Here is a 14,651-nt window from a genome sequence, read left to right as displayed (position 1 = left end):
CGGGTGCCGTTGCGGGCGAACGAGATTCAAAGCCCTTCGTCGATCGGGTACCGGATATAGACGGCGGCGCGATTGCCGAGACCGTATAACATCACCAGATCGTCGGCGACCTGGATCAGCACGTCGCGCCCTTCGACCGCGGCGACCAGATCCATCGGCAGCCGCGAGAGCCCATGCACCGCGCCGATCAGGTTGCCCGCGACCGCGCCGGTCGAGTCGGAGTCACCGGAATGGTTGACCGACAACAACAATGCCGCGCGCGGGTCGCCGGTCTTTGCCGCATGCAGCGCGCAATAGACCGCGATGGCCAGACATTCCTCGGCGATCCAACCCGCACCCACCGCTTCGAGTTGTTCGGGGGTGGCCGGGGTCTCGGCCGACTCGATCGCCCGCTCCAGCGCGGCGACGGTTTCGGCGGCCGCCGGGAACTCCGCCAGCTGCGCGAGGGTCTGCTGCAGCGCGATCGGCAATTCGATGCCACTGACCACCCGATCGAGCAGCGCCGCGAACGCGCCCGCGGCGAAGTACCCGGTGGGATGGCCGTGGGTCAGCTGCGCGGCACGCGCGGCGAGCACGAACGCGCGCTCCGAACCCATGCCGGCCAGGCCGAACGGCGCGGATCGCATCACCGTCCCGCATCCCTTCGACTCGGGATTCACCGGGCCCGGCGCGCCCAGCGCGACCGGCTCGACGTAGCCGCGCGCCTGTTTGCTCAGCCCGGACATGCAGGCGTTGCCCGGGGCGCGCACCGCGTACAGGAACGGCAGGCTCGCCAGCCAGCCGTCGGTCTCGGCCGTCGGCTCCTCCTGCCGCTGGGTATGCAGCCAGCGCAGGTACGCCCGGCGCAGCGCGGGCACCGCGTCCGCGCCGGGTGCCGCGCGCAACAGACCTTCCGCGGTGAACAAGGTCATCTGCGTGTCGTCGGTGATCTGCTGGGCTTGCCCGCTCAGGTACCCGGGCAGGAAGCCGACCACCCCGGCGGGACCGTGCTGCGCCCGAATCTGTTCGAGCCGTAGGAATTCGATGGGCCAGCCGAGCGCGTCACCGACGGCACCGCCGAGCAGCGAGCCGCGCACCCGATCGAAGATCGTCGCGTAATCCCCCACAGTCCCTCCCGGTCCAGCCGACATGCCCACCACTGCTGCTCGAAGGATCATACCCAGTGGTGTTTCACCATACGGGCCGGTCCGTAGAACCCGCCGTCCACGCGGACCCAACCCGGAAAGCACGGCCCCGACCGCACGGTCGGCGAGTCCGCCTCTGCTACTTGGCCATTCGACGCACACCGATTGACACGCGACCGAGGCTGGTTTAGTGTCCTAGCTCACATCGATTGGAAACTTTCCTAACAGTTCATCCAGGCGTTCGCCGCCGGACCCGGAATGGGGTGTATCGCGTGACCTATCCACGACACCCACTCGCGGGAACCCCCAGCCTGCTGCGCGCGATCAACGACCGCGCCGCATTGGAGTTGCTGCTCGACAACGGCCCGCTCTCGCGCACCCAGATCGGCACGCTCACCGGGCTGTCCAAGCCGACCGCGTCCCAGCTGCTCGGCCGCCTGGAGGCCGCGGGACTGGTCGTGCCGGTGGGCACCGCGGCGGGCGGTCCGGGCCCGAATGCCCAGCTCTACCAGGTGAATCCGGCCGCAGGCCAGGTCGCCGGAGTGGACGTCACCAACACCGCGGTCCGCATCGCGGTCGCCGACATCACCGGTGCCACGCTGGCCGAGCACGAGGTCAGCACCAAGGGCTGGCAGGCCGCGAAGACCCTGTCCAAGGTGGCCGAGGCCGTCGCGGAGACCATCGGGCTGGCCGGTCTCGGCGACGGCGCGGTGCGCGAGGTGGTGATCGGCATCGGCGGCGCGCTCGATCCCGCCACCGGCAAGCTGCGTTACGCCACCCACCTGCCGGGCTGGCACTCCCCCAGGCTGATTCCCGAGCTGGAAGCCGCGATCGGCGCGACGGTTTCGATCGAGAACGACGTCAACCTGGCGGCCATCGCCGAACAGGCGCACGGCGCGGCCCGTGGTTGCGAGGATTTCGCACTGCTGTGGACCGGCGAGGGCGTCGGCGCGGCGATCGTGATCGCGGGCCGGCTGCATCGCGGATTTCACGGTGGCGCGGGCGAAGTCGGCTACATGCCGCTGCCGGGCGCGCCGGTGGTGCACGATGTGCGCCGGAAGAACTCGGGCGGGTTGCAGAAGCTGGCCGGGGCGCCCGGAGTGCTGGCGCTCGCCCGCGGGCACGGACTCACCGCGCCGACCGCCGCGCTCGTCGTCGCCGAGGCGTTGGAGACACCGGACGCGGGCACCGCCTTCCTCACCGAGCTCGCCGACCGGCTCGCGCTCGGCCTCGCCAGCATCGTGTCGGTCATGGACCCCGAGGTGCTGATCCTCGCGGGCGCGATGCCGCGCGCGGGCGGCGAGCGCCTGCGCGCGCTGGTTCAGGACGCGCTCGACGAACTCACCATGGCGCGCACCGAGGTGCGCGCCAGCACCGTGCCCGGCTCGCCGGTGCTGCAGGGAGCGCTCCAACGCGCCTTGGCTACAACGAGAGACGCCGTCTTCTCCACTCATTGATCGACGCCAGGAGTACCGTCACATGCGCAGAACAACACTCGCAGCGCTCACCGCATGCACCACCGTCGCCCTGCTGGTCAGCGCCTGTACCGGCACCAATTCCGGTGGCGGCGACGACGGTTCGGCCGAGGGCAAGGACGTGACCATCACCTTCTGGCACGGCTGGAGTCAGGACAACGAGGTGCGGGCCATCGAGGCCAACGTCGCCGCGTTCGAGCAGCAGCACCCCAACATCCATGTCAAGCTGGTCGGCAACATCGCCGACGACAAGAGCGAGCAGGCGCTGCGGGCGGGCGGTCCGGACGCGCCGGATGTGGTGTCCTCCTTCACCACCGACCAGGTCGGCAAGTTCTGCTCCGCGAAGGTGTGGGCCGATCTGACGCCGTTCCTGCGGAAAGACGGCATCGATCCCGCCGCCACCTTCCCGGCGACGATGCTGGAATACACCCGATACCAAGGCAATCAGTGCGCGCTACCGCTGCTCGGTGACGCCTACGGCCTGTTCTACAACAAGACCGCGTTCGCCGCCGCGGGCATCACCGCGCCGCCGAAGACCTTCAGCGAGTTCGAGGCCGCCGCCGTCAAACTGACCATCCCCGAGGGCGACGGCTTCCGGCAGCTCGGTTTCATGCCGAACTATCACGGCTACGAGACCACGGTGACGCACTACCTAGGCCAGTTCGGCGCCGACTACTTCGGCCCCGACGGCAAGTCGAATATCGCCACCGATCCCCGGGTGGCCGCGATGTTCGAGTGGCAGAAGCGGATGATCGCGACGCTCGGCGGCTTCGACAAATTGGAGAAGTACCGCACCGGATTCGGCGACGAGTTCAGCGCCAACAATCCGTTCCACACCGGTCAGGTCGCCATGTCCCTCGACGGCGAGTGGCGCACCGCCTCGCTCGCGGTCGACCCAGTGAGCTTCGAGTGGGCCACCGCGCCGTTCCCGGTCCCCGACGATCAGGCCGACACCTACGGTCGCGGCTACCAGACCGGCACCATTATCGGCGTCGCCAACTCCAGCCGAAAGCAAACCGCCGCTTGGCAATTGGTGAAGTTCCTGACGACCGACACCGACGCGGTGGTCAGCTTCGCCAACGCCATCCACAACGTGCCGAGCACCAAGGCCGCGCTCGACTCGCCGAAGCTGAAGGCCGACGCCAACTTCCGAACCTTCCTCGACATCGCGAAGAACCCGCACTCCTCCACCACACCGTCGAGCATCAACGGCGGCGCGTACCAGCTCTCGCTGCGCAATTTCGGCTACGAGTACGAGGCGGGCAAGCAACCCGACCTGCGCGCCGGCTTGGCCGCCACCGCCAAGGAAATCGACGAGGCGATCGACCAGGCGAAGTGACCGGCGATGTTACTCCGGCATCAGGGCGTCCCTGCGGCGCTGAAACGTAAGCGCCGCAAGGACGCACTGCGCACCTTCGCCTTCCTCGCGCCCGCGCTGATCGGGTTCGGCTGCTTCTTCGCCTACCCGCTGCTGTCCACGATCTACTTCTCGTTCATGCGCTACGACGGCTTCACCGCGCCGACGTTCGCGGGCCTGAAGAACTGGAACTATGTCCTGGACAAGTACCCGTTCTTCTGGAAGGGACTCGCCAACACGCTGTGGCTGATCGTGGTGATGGTCGCGCTGCGGGTGATCTTCGGGCTCGGCATCGGTCTGCTGGTCACCAAGCTCAAGACCGGGGCCGGGCTGCTGCGCACGGTGCTCTATCTGCCGTACCTGGCCCCGCCGGTGGCGGCGACGATGGCCTTCGCGTTCCTGCTCAACCCCGGCACCGGGCCGGTCAACCACCTGCTCGGGAGTCTCGGTCTGCCGCAACCGGGTTGGTTCACCGATCCCGCCTGGTCCAAACCCGCGCTGACCATGCTCGCGCTGTGGGGCATCGGCGACCTGATGGTCATCTTCACCGCGGCGCTGCTCGACGTTTCCCGGGAGCAGTACGAGGCGGCCGAACTCGACGGCGCGGGCCCGTGGCACCGGTTCCGCTACGTCACCCTGCCGAACATCACGCCGATCATCCTGTTCGCGGTGGTGACCGGGGTGATCCAGACGATGCAGTACTACACCCAGGCGATCGTCGCGGGAAAGGTGGCCAGCGGCAAGATCGGCAGCGCCGGTGAGCCTTTCGAGCCGGGCTATCCGCACGGCTCGACCTGGACGCTGCCGCAGATGGTCTACAACCTGGGCTTCCAGCGATTCGACATCGGCTCTGCGTGCGTAGTCGCGGTCATCCTGTTCACCCTGTCGATGGCCTTCACCTCGTTACTGCTACGGCGTAGATCCGGCTTCCTGGAGGACTGAGCGATGACCATGGCCACGACGCTGCCCGCGCCGGTCCTACCCGATCGGATCGAGCCCAAGGGCACCCGCCGCAAGGGCGTATTGAACTGGGTGGCACTGCATTCGATCGCGATCGCGGTCGCGCTGCTGTTCATCCTGCCGTTCGTGTTCGTCTTCCTGACCTCGGTGATGACAGACAGACAGGCGCTGACCTCGGATCTGTGGCCCGCGCAGTGGCAGTGGCGCAACTACGTCGAGGTGTGGCGGACGCCGGGCTTTCTCGGCTGGTGGCGCAACACGCTGCTGTACGCGGGCGCGGGGACGGCGCTGACGCTGCTGTCGAGCATTCCGGCGGCCTACGCGCTCGCGAAATTCCGCTTCCGCGGCCGCAATCTAGCGTTGATGGCGGTCATCTCGATGATGATGCTGCCGCCGCAGGTCACCGTAATCCCCATGTACCTGGTGTGGTCCAAGCAGTTTCATCTCACCGGCTCGCTGTGGCCGCTGATCATCCCGCTGGCCTTCGGCGAGGCGTTCTCGATATTCCTGCTGCGTCAGTTCTTGCTGACCATTCCCGACGACTATCTCGAGGCCGCGCGCATCGACGGCTGCGGTGAATTGCGCATTCTGTTGCGGATCGTGCTGCCGATGGCGCGCCCGGCCATCGCCGCGGTGACGCTGTTCCAGTTCTTCTATTGCTGGAACGACTATTTCGGACCGCAGATCTATGCCAGCGAGAACCCGGGCGCGTGGACGCTCAGCTATGGGCTGGAATCGTTCAAGGCCGCCCACCACACCAACTGGAACCTCACCATGGCCGCCACCGTCCTGGTGATGGCTCCGGTGATCATCATCTTCTTCTTCGCGCAGAAGGCTTTCATCGAAGGCGTGACACTGACAGGGGTGAAAGGCTGATGCCCGCACTGAAATTGGCCGTCGTCGGCGGCGGTTCCACCTACACACCCGAGCTGATCGATGGTTTCACGCGGCTGCGCGACACCCTGCCGATCGACGAGATCATCCTGATCGACCCGGCGACCGAACGGGTGGCCTTGATCGCCGCGCTGGCCCGGCGGATGTTCGAGAAACAGGGCAGCGGGGTCCGGGTGTCCACCGCGCCGTCGGTCGCGGCCGGGGCCGACGGCGCCGACGCCGTGCTGCTCCAGCTGCGCGTCGGCGGGCAGGCGGCGCGCACCGAGGACGAGACCTGGCCGCTCGAATGTGGTTGCGTCGGACAGGAAACCACCGGTGCGGGCGGTCTGGCCAAGGCGCTGCGCACCGTGCCGGTGGTGCTCGAGCTCGCCGAGCACATCCGCAGGGCCAACCCGGATGCCTGGATCATCGATTTCACCAACCCGGTCGGCATCGTCACACGGGCCTTGCAGACGGCCGGGCACAAGGCCGTCGGACTGTGCAACGTGGCCATCGACTTCCAGCGAAAGTTCGCGGCGCACCTGGGTGTCGAGCCGGATCTGGTTCGGCTCGACCACGTCGGGCTCAATCACCTCACCTGGGAGCGTGGCGTCACCGTGCTCGATAGTCCCGGCGCGACAACAGGTTACGAGGCGCTGCCCAAACTGCTCGCCGATTTCGGCGCGGACATCGCCGCCGACACCCGCCTGCCGCTCGCACTGCTGCGGCATCTCGGCGTCGTCCCGTCGTACTACCTGCGGTACTTCTACCAGCACGACACCGTCGTCGAGGAGCTGCGCGCGAAGGGCTCGCGAGCCGCCGAAGTGGCCGAGCTGGAGCGGCAACTGCTGGCCATGTACGCCGACCCGACCCTGGACACGAAACCCGAACTGCTCGGAAAACGCGGTGGCGCTTTCTATTCCGAGGCCGCGGTGCAGCTGATCGCCGCGCTGCTCGGTACCGGCGCCGGGGCGGGCGTGCAGGTGGTCAACACCCGCAACGACGGCACCCTGCCGTCGCTGCCCGACGACGCGGTGATCGAGGTGCCCGCGCGGGTGGACGCGACCGGGGTCCACCCGCTGCCGCAGCCACCGCTTGACCCCCGCTTCGGCGGTCTGGTCGCGCACGTGACCGCCTACGAACGGCTGGCGTTGCGTGCCGCGGTCGAGGGCGGGCGCGAACTCGTCTTCGACGCGCTGCTCGCCCATCCACTGGTCGGCCAGTACGAGCTGGCCGAGCAGCTCACCGACCGGCTGATCGCGCACAACCGCGCACACCTGAGCTGGGCGTGACCATGCCGACCAACACCGTGCACTGCTGGCGGGGGAAGCGTTTGATGAAACTCCCACAGAACGAGCAGGTTCCTGGCGTGCTTGCGATCGACGCGGGCAACAGCAAGACCGACGTGGCTCTGGTCGCGATCGACGGATCGGTCCTCGCCGCGGTCCGCGGCGGCGGCTATCAGCCGTATCGCGACGGTGCCGAGCAGGCGATCGCCGGGCTCACCCCGCTGGTCGACGCCGTCGCCGAACAAGCCGGACTCGCTCGGGGCCGCATCCTCACCACCCGGGTGAGCGCCTGCATGGCCAACGTCGACCTGCCGATCGAGGAGCGCCGATTCCACGCCGCCATCGCGGGCAGGCCGTGGGGGCTCTCGGTCGGCGTAGCCAACGACACCTTCGGCCTGTTGCGCGCGGGCACCGACGGTCCGTGCGGCGTCGCGGTGGTCTGCGGCGCCGGGATCAACTGCGCCGGAATGCGACCGGACGGGCGCACCGCACGCTTCCCCGCGCTCGGCGTGCTCACCGGAGATTGGGGTGGCGGGGGCGGAATGTCGGCGGCGGCGATGTGGTACGCCGCACGCGCCGAGGACGGCAGGGGCGAGCCGACGGCACTGTCCGACGCCATCGGCGAGTACTTCGGGCTGGCCGGGGCCAACGCGGTCGCCGAGGCGATCCACCTGGGTCAGCTGCCCGAACCCCGGCTGCACGAGCTGGTTCCGGTGCTGTTCGAGGTGGCGGCGGCGGGCGACCCGACCGCGCTGCGGCTGATCGATCGGCAAGCCGACGAGATCACCAGGCTCGCGCTGGTCGCCCTGCGCAAACTCGAGCTGCTCGACGAACCGACCCCGGTGATCCTGGGTGGTGGCGTGCTTGCCGCGCGGCAACCGCTGCTGATCGACAACATCCGGGCCAGGCTGACCGCGGCGGCGCCGTTGGCGGAGCCACGAATCGTCGTTGCCCCACCGGTTCTCGGCGCCGCGCTGCTCGGGCTGGACCATCTCGCGGCGAGCCCGGCGGCGCAACGGCGGCTACGCGCTGCTTATCCGAGCGCGCAGGAGCCGCCCGAGGGCCGGTCCGGGTTCGCCAGCGAGATGGGTCAGTTGGCCTGAGCCGACTACCGGCCGATCTGCAGATCGACGCAGGAGTAGAAGGCATTCGGCGTATCGGCGATATTCCACACGCTGCGCAACTTCTGCTTTCCGGTGAAGCTGCCGAGATTGACGGTGTGCGTCTCGGTCGCACCCGGCGGCCGGTTGTTGCCGCTGATATCGGCGACCTTGGTGTTGCCGATCCAGTACTCGTAGTTGGTGGTACGGTGGCGGGCGGTGAAGGTCCAGGTGAAGGTCACCGTACTGCCGACCTGGTGGACCTTCCACGGCTTGCTGTCGTCGTCGAGTTCGGCCCAGCGCCGGTCACCGGCGCTGCAATTGCGCTGCCCTTTGGGGCCCTCGACGCTCTGCGGCTCCCATTTGATGGGGCCGCAGGGCAATTGGTTCTGCGCGCACTGCGCCTGCCTGCTGGCAGGCGACGAAATATAGCCGTGCGCGTTGGCAGGCCCCGCGGGCAGCACGGCGACGACGAACGGTGCCAGACCTGCCGCCGTGAGGATGGACAGCATTCTTCTGTTGAACATGGGTGACTCCCTGTGCCCGGAATGGGCAATAGTCGGCCAAAATTTCGGCTCGATGCGGTAGGTATTCGAACTTTAAAGCGCCGCCATATAATTGGTCGAGTGCACAGGAGTGGGGAGGCAACTGGGGACCGTAAATAACGAAATAGACTCGCACCACCGGCATTCCTCGCCATTCACGGTGAGATCATTTTCTCGCATTGCTCATCACGCAATAGCGAATTTCGATCTTCCGGCATACGGAATAGATCCCGGTGTCGCAAGGTTCGTCGTGGAGGACACTGCCTACCGAAAGGATCTGCGATGGCGAAGATGACCAGCGATGAACGGGAGAAGTTCCTGGCGGAGCTGCACGTGGGGGTGATCGCGATCGAACGCGCCGATCGCGCGCCGCTCGCGGTGCCGATCTGGTACGGGTACGAACCGGGCGGCGAGGTGAAGATCTGGACCGACAACGGATCGGTGAAGGAGCGCCTGATCCGGGCCGCGGGCCGCTTCGCGCTCACCGCGCAGGTGGAGCAGCCGCCGTACCGGTACGTCACGGTGGAGGGCACGGTCACCAGCATCGAGCGCGCCACCGAAGCCGATGTCCTGGCCATCGCCGAGCGCTACCTCGGTCCAGAAGAAGGCAAGGCCTTCGCCGCCCAGTACCTCTCCGAGGCCTCGATCCTGGTCAGCCTGCGGCCGGAGAAGTGGCTGAGCACGGACTACTCCAAGGAGTAGCGCGCCAGCGCTCACTCGAACCGCACACCTGTCAACCGACCGTCCCGGTGAGTGCGCGAGCCGGGCCGGTCGATTGACAGCAAATGTCGCGACTGCCAACGTATCCAGGGACCGCGAGGTCCTGATTCGGCGGGCCCCGGCGTTGTCGATCGGAGCGCGCTGATGGGATTTCTCGAGCCCGACCTGCCGGTGGTCGATCTGCCGGAATGGCGCAAAGGCACACGCGGCGAACGGATTCGGCCGATGGCCCGGCATTGGGCCGAGGTGGGTTTCGGCACCCCGATCGCGCTGCATCTGTGCTATGTGGCCAAGATCTTTTGTTACCTGCTCGGCGGCTGGTCGATCGTGCTGGCCACCAAAGGCATCGACGGATTCACCGACATCGGGCAATGGTGGTCGGAGCCGATCGTCTTCCAAAAAGTGGTGCTGTATACGCTGCTGTTCGAGGTGGTCGGGCTCGGCTGCGGATTCGGCCCGCTGAACAACAGGTTCTTCCCGCCGTTCGGTTCGATCCTGTATTGGTTGCGGCCCAAGACGATTCGGCTGCCACCGTGGCCGGATCGGGTGCCGATGACCAAGGGCACCGAACGCGCTCCCGCCGACATCGCGCTGTACGCGGCACTGCTGGTGGCGATCCCGGTCGCGCTGCTGTCCGACGGCACCGGCCCGATACCGGAGCTCGGCACCGCCGTCGGGCTGCTGCCGCGGTGGGAGATCGTGATGATCCTCGTGCTGCTCGCCGCGATCGGGTTGCGCGACAAGGTGATCTTCCTGGCGGCGCTTGGTGAGGTCTACGCGACGCTGACGATGGTCTTCCTGTTCGCGGGCGCCGATTCGATCGTCGCCGCGAAGGTGGTGTTCGTGGTGATCTGGATGGGCGCGGCGACCTCGAAGCTGAACAAGCATTTCCCGTTCGTGGTGTCCACGATGATGTCGAACAGCCCGCTGCTGCGGCACAAGTCGCTCAAGCGCCGGTTCTTCGAGAACTTTCCCGACGATCTGCGGCCCGGCCTGCTGTCGCGGGTATTCGCGCACGGCGGGACCGTCGTCGAGATGGGCGTGCCGGTGATCCTGTTCTTCGCCCCCGGCGGTCCGGTGACCGCGGTGGCGGCGATCGTGATGATCGGCTTCCACCTGGTCATCCTGACGGCGGTGCCGATGGGGGTTCCGCTGGAGTGGAACGTCTTCATGATCTTCGGGGTGCTGGTGTTGTTCGTGGCGCACGCCGATCTCGGCCTGCGTTCGCTGACACAGCCGGTGCCGGTGGCGCTGCTGTTCGTCGCGCTCGTCGGCCTGGTGGTCGCCGGAAATCTGTTCCCCCGCAAGATTTCCTTCCTACCCGGCATGCGCTACTACGCGGGCAACTGGGATACCACGATGTGGTGCGTCACCCCGGCCGCGGCCGCGAAGATCGGCAGGCACGTCGTCGCGATCGCGAGCATGCCGCAGGCCCAATTGGAGCGGTTCTACGGGAAGGACCGCGCAGAGGTTCCGATGTACATGGGATATGCCTTCCGCGCCATGAACACCCACGGCCGCGCCCTGTTCACGCTGGTGCACCGGGCGATGCCCGCCGGACACGAGGACGACTACGTGCTCACCGACGGGGAACGGATCTGCGCCACCGCGGTCGGGTGGAACTTCGGCGACGGGCACATGCACAACGAGCAACTCATCGCCGCACTGCAGCAGCGGTGTCACTTCGAACCCGGTGAAGTGCGCGTGGTGCTGCTGGACGCGCAGCCGATCCACCGGGGCACCCAGGCCTACCGGCTGGTGGACGCCGCCACCGGCGAGTTCGAGCGCGGTGTCGTCCGCGTCGCCGACATGGTCACCCGCCAGCCATGGGACGACGACGTACCGGTGCGTGTCGAGCCGGGAAAGTGAACTCGGCGAACGAGTATCGCCGGAGTGCGGCAAGATCGATCGCATGACTCCCGGACCGTTCCTGCCCGAGAGCGTGGACGAGTTCCGCGTCCTCGCCCGCACCCGGTTGCGTCGGTTCGTCAGGACCTCGGTCCCCGACGAGCCCGGCCTGCGCCGGGCCGCCGTGCTGCTGTGTGTGGTCGGCCAGGCCGACGGCTCCCCCGCGGTGATCGTCATCCGGCGGGCCTACCGCGGGCGCAACGCGGGACAGTGGGGCCTGCCCGGCGGCAGGCTCGACCCGGGCGAGTCCGCCGCGCAGGCCGTATTGCGGGAACTGCACGAGGAACTCGGCATGACCGCCACGTCCACCGACCTGCTCGGCGAGCTCGACGATTTCCCCGCCGCCTCGGGTTTCGTGATCACACCGTTCCTCGCCGCGCTGCCCGACGCGGCCGAACTGACGCCGAACCCCGACGAGGTCCACTCGGTGCACCTGGTGAATCTCGACCGGCTCGCCGCCGATGACGTGCCGCACTGGGTGCCACCGCACCAGGCCGTCCCGCAGGCGGAATTACGTGACGCGCCCACCGCGCCCGCGGCGGCGGGCGACGCGCGCCTGCTGCAGATGCGGCTCGGCGACGACATGACGATCCACGCGCCCACCGGCGCGCTGCTCTGGCAGTTCCGCGAGATCGTCCTGCTCGGCCGCGACCACGACAGCGCCCGCGTCGCCCATTTCACCCAACCCGACTGGACCCAGCACTGACGACCATGCCGGACGTGGCATGCTCGGTGCCCATACCCGATCAGGAGGCCCGGTGACCATCTTCCGCACCATCGTCGGCGTACAACTGTTGCTGATCGAGAACGGGCGGGTGCTGCTCGCGCGCCGGCGCAACACCGGGTTCGCCGATGGGCAGTGGAACGCCCCCGGCGGCAAACTCGACGAGGGCGAGGACGTGCTCACCGCCATCATCCGCGAGGCCGACGAGGAGATCGGGATCCGGCTGAACCGGGACGACATCGACCTGGCCGCCTCGATCCACATCCAGCACCCGCCCGGCCAGACCCGGATCGTGTTCGTCTTCCACGCCCGCACCTGGTCCGGCGAGCCCTACAACCGGGAACCGGAGTCCTGCTCGGAACTGCGCTGGTTCCCGCTCGACGAACTCCCCGGCAATACCATCCAAAGCACCCGCGCCGGCCTGGACCTCTACCGCCGCGGCGAGCACTTCGGTGTCTACGGCTGGCCCGAACCCTCCCTCATCGGCGACGCCAGGTAGTTCTCCGGTTCAGGGGTGCGCGAGAGCGGGTTGGGCCACCAGATCTTGGCGCCGACGATGCGGAAAAGGGCTGGGATCACGACGGTGCGGACCAGGAAGGTGTCGAGCAGAATGCCGAGGCCGACGATGATGCCCAATTGGGTGAGGATGATCAGCGGCAGCACGCCGAGCACGCAGAACACCGCGGCCAGGACGATGCCCGCGCTGGTGATGACCGACCCGGTGGCCGAGACCGCGCGCACGATGCCCCCGGTGCTGCCGTGCTCCGGCGTTTCCTCCTGGGCGCGGGTGACCAGGAAGATCGTGTAGTCGATACCGAGCGCGACGAGGAACAGGAACGCATACAGCGGCGCGCTGGTATCGAGGGCGGGAAAGCCCAACAGGTGCAAGCTGATCCACGCGCCCAGCCCCAGCGCGGCCAGCGCGCTGAGCACCGAGACTCCTACCAGCAGCAGCGCGGCGGGCACCGCCCGCAAGAGCGCGAGCAGGATCACCGTCACGATGGCCAGGATCGTCGGGATCACCACGCGCTGATCGTGTTCGGCGGCCGAGCGGGTGTCCAGCCCCTCCGCGTCACCGCCGCCGACGAGCGCGCCCGGCACGTCCGCCAGCGCGGCGCGCATCGCCTCGATGGCCGAGAATGCCTGCGGTGAACCGGGTTCGGCGTTCAATACCACCGAGAAGCGGGTCAGCCCGGTCGGCGAGGTCCCGGTGGGCCGCGCGTCGGTGACCCCTGGCACGCCCCGCAGCGCCTGTTCGACCGCGGCCGCCGAGTCGGTGCGGGCCAGCACGGTGGTCGGATTCGCCGTACCGGCGGGGAAATGCGCGGCCAGGGTGTCGAAGCCCTCGACGGATTCGGCACGCACCCGGAACTGATCGGTTTGCGACAACCCGATATCGGCGCCGATCAGCCCGGCCGCGCACACACCGAGCGCGACCAGCGCAGCGCAGGCCACCAGCACCGGCCTGCGCACGACCCCGTCGGCGATCGAATGCCAGATCCCCGCTTCGGCGGCGACGCGGTCGTCGGCGCGGGGCACGAATGGCCAGAACACGTTTCGCCCGCACAGCGCGAGCGCGGCGGGCAGCGCGACGAGCACGAACACCAGGGCGACCAGCAGTCCGGCGGCCGCGCCGACACCGAGGCTGCGGGTGTTGGGCAGCGAGGCGAGCAGCAGCGTCAGCAGCGCGGCGACGACGGTCACGTTGCTGGCCAGGATCGCCGGTCCGGCATGGCGGACCGCGTGCCGCAGCGCGCTGCGATGATCGGGGTGCCGGTGCAACTCGTCGCGGTAGCGCGAAACCAGCAGCAGCGCATAGTTCGTCCCGGCGCCGAAGACGAGCACGCTGGTGATGCCCGAGGTGGAACCGTCGAAGGCCAGCCCGGTCCAGCGGGCGAGCCCGGTGCCGACGGCGCCCGCGACCCGGTCGGCCGAGCCGACGACGAGCAACGGCACCAGCCAGAGCACGGGCGATCGATAGGTCGCGATCAGCAGCAACGCGACGACGGCGGCGGTCACCGCGAGCAGGGTGATGTTCGCGCCCGCGAACGAATCGGCGATGTCGCCGCCGAACGCGGGACCACCGGTCACCTGGATGCGCAGGTCGGCGGGTTGTCCCTGCTTGACCTCGGTGCGCAGCTCGTCGATGCGGTCGGTCAGCGCGAATCCGCTGAGCGTCGAGTCGACGGGCAGCCGCCCGATCGCGGCCTTCCGGTCCGGCGCCACGAACGCCTCGCCGAGCTTCGGGCGCAGGCTCGCCAGATCCTCCGGACGCAGTTCGGCGCCGTCGGCGCGGGTCACCACGACCACCGCGGGCGCGGTGCCCGCATCGGGAAACTCGGTGAGCAGCTCCTTGACGCGGGCCGAATCCGCACTGCCCGGCAACGAGTTCGGCGCCTGGCCCGCGGCATCGTTGTCACCGATCAGGCCTGCCACCCCGAACGACACGGCGAAGAGGGCCACAAGTAGCACCCAAGACTTTCCGGCCGTGACGACGGCCGCGAACCGATCCCAGAAGCGCATCACAACACCATGACAGAACCGCGCCCGACGCGCGCGCTGCCACGCGACCGGGT

Annotated in this window: 13 protein-coding genes; 10 read left to right on the top strand and 3 right to left on the bottom strand. The window is 68.2% G+C overall.

Annotation, left to right across the window (positions count from 1 at the left end; translation table 11 throughout):
- Positions 1-26 precede the first annotated feature (26 nt).
- Complete coding sequence (locus tag F5X71_RS13545) at positions 27-1,106, bottom strand: ADP-ribosylglycohydrolase family protein (RefSeq protein ID WP_167462258.1); 1,080 nt, start codon at positions 1,104-1,106, stop codon at positions 27-29.
- A gap of 290 nt (positions 1,107-1,396) precedes the next feature.
- On the opposite strand from F5X71_RS13545, the gene F5X71_RS13540 reads away from it, so the two are divergent.
- From F5X71_RS13540 to F5X71_RS13515, 6 genes are read left to right on the top strand one after another with little or no spacing between them, the layout of a single operon-like run.
- Entirely contained in the window at positions 1,397-2,581 is a 1,185-nt protein-coding gene (locus F5X71_RS13540; protein WP_238815875.1) for an ROK family transcriptional regulator, read from the top strand.
- A gap of 22 nt (positions 2,582-2,603) precedes the next feature.
- Entirely contained in the window at positions 2,604-3,938 is a 1,335-nt protein-coding gene (locus F5X71_RS13535) for an ABC transporter substrate-binding protein (RefSeq protein WP_167462256.1), read from the top strand.
- A 6-nt stretch (positions 3,939-3,944) separates the two neighbouring features.
- The gene (locus F5X71_RS13530) at positions 3,945-4,898 is read left to right on the top strand and encodes a carbohydrate ABC transporter permease (RefSeq protein ID WP_167462255.1); all 954 of its coding nucleotides are present in this window, start codon (positions 3,945-3,947) and stop codon (positions 4,896-4,898) included.
- Between the two features lie 3 nt (positions 4,899-4,901).
- A complete protein-coding gene (locus F5X71_RS13525) occupies positions 4,902-5,792 on the top strand; it encodes a carbohydrate ABC transporter permease (protein WP_167462254.1) in 891 nt (296 codons plus the stop codon).
- Entirely contained in the window at positions 5,792-7,081 is a 1,290-nt protein-coding gene (locus F5X71_RS13520) for a 6-phospho-beta-glucosidase (RefSeq protein WP_203218293.1), read from the top strand. The genes F5X71_RS13525 and F5X71_RS13520 overlap by 1 nt, the downstream gene beginning before the upstream one ends.
- Before the next feature lie 44 nt (positions 7,082-7,125).
- Entirely contained in the window at positions 7,126-8,181 is a 1,056-nt protein-coding gene (locus tag F5X71_RS13515) for an N-acetylglucosamine kinase (protein ID WP_167462253.1), read from the top strand.
- Positions 8,182-8,186: 5 nt separating this feature from the next.
- Here F5X71_RS13515 and F5X71_RS13510 read toward each other — a convergent pair whose 3' ends face one another.
- A complete protein-coding gene (locus tag F5X71_RS13510; protein ID WP_167462252.1) occupies positions 8,187-8,705 on the bottom strand; it encodes a lytic polysaccharide monooxygenase auxiliary activity family 9 protein in 519 nt (172 codons plus the stop codon).
- 300 nt (positions 8,706-9,005) lie between these two features.
- Here F5X71_RS13510 and F5X71_RS13505 point away from each other — a divergent pair, with 300 nt between their 5' ends.
- The 4 genes from F5X71_RS13505 to F5X71_RS13490 all read left to right on the top strand — a co-directional run bounded on the left by F5X71_RS13505 (position 9,006) and on the right by F5X71_RS13490 (position 12,574).
- On the top strand, positions 9,006-9,425 hold the full coding sequence (locus F5X71_RS13505; protein WP_174817060.1) for a pyridoxamine 5'-phosphate oxidase family protein: 420 nt from the start codon (positions 9,006-9,008) through the stop codon (positions 9,423-9,425).
- A 162-nt stretch (positions 9,426-9,587) separates the two neighbouring features.
- Complete coding sequence (locus tag F5X71_RS13500; protein ID WP_167462251.1) at positions 9,588-11,312, top strand: DUF3556 domain-containing protein; 1,725 nt, start codon at positions 9,588-9,590, stop codon at positions 11,310-11,312.
- Positions 11,313-11,355: 43 nt separating this feature from the next.
- A complete protein-coding gene (locus F5X71_RS13495; RefSeq protein WP_167462250.1) occupies positions 11,356-12,057 on the top strand; it encodes an NUDIX hydrolase in 702 nt (233 codons plus the stop codon).
- 52 nt (positions 12,058-12,109) lie between these two features.
- A complete protein-coding gene (locus tag F5X71_RS13490) occupies positions 12,110-12,574 on the top strand; it encodes an NUDIX hydrolase (RefSeq protein WP_167462249.1) in 465 nt (154 codons plus the stop codon).
- Here F5X71_RS13490 and F5X71_RS13485 read toward each other — a convergent pair.
- Complete coding sequence (locus F5X71_RS13485; RefSeq protein WP_167462248.1) at positions 12,532-14,598, bottom strand: MMPL family transporter; 2,067 nt, start codon at positions 14,596-14,598, stop codon at positions 12,532-12,534. The two genes, F5X71_RS13490 and F5X71_RS13485, sit on opposite strands and share 43 nt — an antisense overlap.
- Between the last annotated feature and the right edge of the window lie 53 nt (positions 14,599-14,651).

Origin of the sequence: Nocardia brasiliensis, from assembly GCF_011801125.1 — a bacterium.
GTDB classification, from domain to species: domain Bacteria; phylum Actinomycetota; class Actinomycetes; order Mycobacteriales; family Mycobacteriaceae; genus Nocardia; species Nocardia brasiliensis_C.
This window is presented reverse-complemented; position numbering and strand designations above follow the sequence as displayed.

Bases quoted from the DNA above. Each gene is read 5' to 3' on its own strand.
- F5X71_RS13515 (WP_167462253.1), top strand. From the start codon at position 7,126: ATGAAACTCCCACAGAACGAGCAGGTTCCTGGCGTGCTTGCGATCGAC.
- F5X71_RS13535 (WP_167462256.1), top strand. From the start codon at position 2,604: ATGCGCAGAACAACACTCGCAGCGCTCACCGCATGCACCACCGTCGCC.
- F5X71_RS13505 (WP_174817060.1), top strand. From the start codon at position 9,006: ATGGCGAAGATGACCAGCGATGAACGGGAGAAGTTCCTGGCGGAGCTG.
- F5X71_RS13520 (WP_203218293.1), top strand. From the start codon at position 5,792: ATGCCCGCACTGAAATTGGCCGTCGTCGGCGGCGGTTCCACCTACACA.
- F5X71_RS13525 (WP_167462254.1), top strand. From the start codon at position 4,902: ATGACCATGGCCACGACGCTGCCCGCGCCGGTCCTACCCGATCGGATC.
- F5X71_RS13510 (WP_167462252.1), bottom strand. From the start codon at position 8,705: ATGTTCAACAGAAGAATGCTGTCCATCCTCACGGCGGCAGGTCTGGCA.
- F5X71_RS13495 (WP_167462250.1), top strand. From the start codon at position 11,356: ATGACTCCCGGACCGTTCCTGCCCGAGAGCGTGGACGAGTTCCGCGTC.
- F5X71_RS13485 (WP_167462248.1), bottom strand. From the start codon at position 14,598: ATGCGCTTCTGGGATCGGTTCGCGGCCGTCGTCACGGCCGGAAAGTCT.
- F5X71_RS13500 (WP_167462251.1), top strand. From the start codon at position 9,588: ATGGGATTTCTCGAGCCCGACCTGCCGGTGGTCGATCTGCCGGAATGG.
- F5X71_RS13530 (WP_167462255.1), top strand. From the start codon at position 3,945: ATGTTACTCCGGCATCAGGGCGTCCCTGCGGCGCTGAAACGTAAGCGC.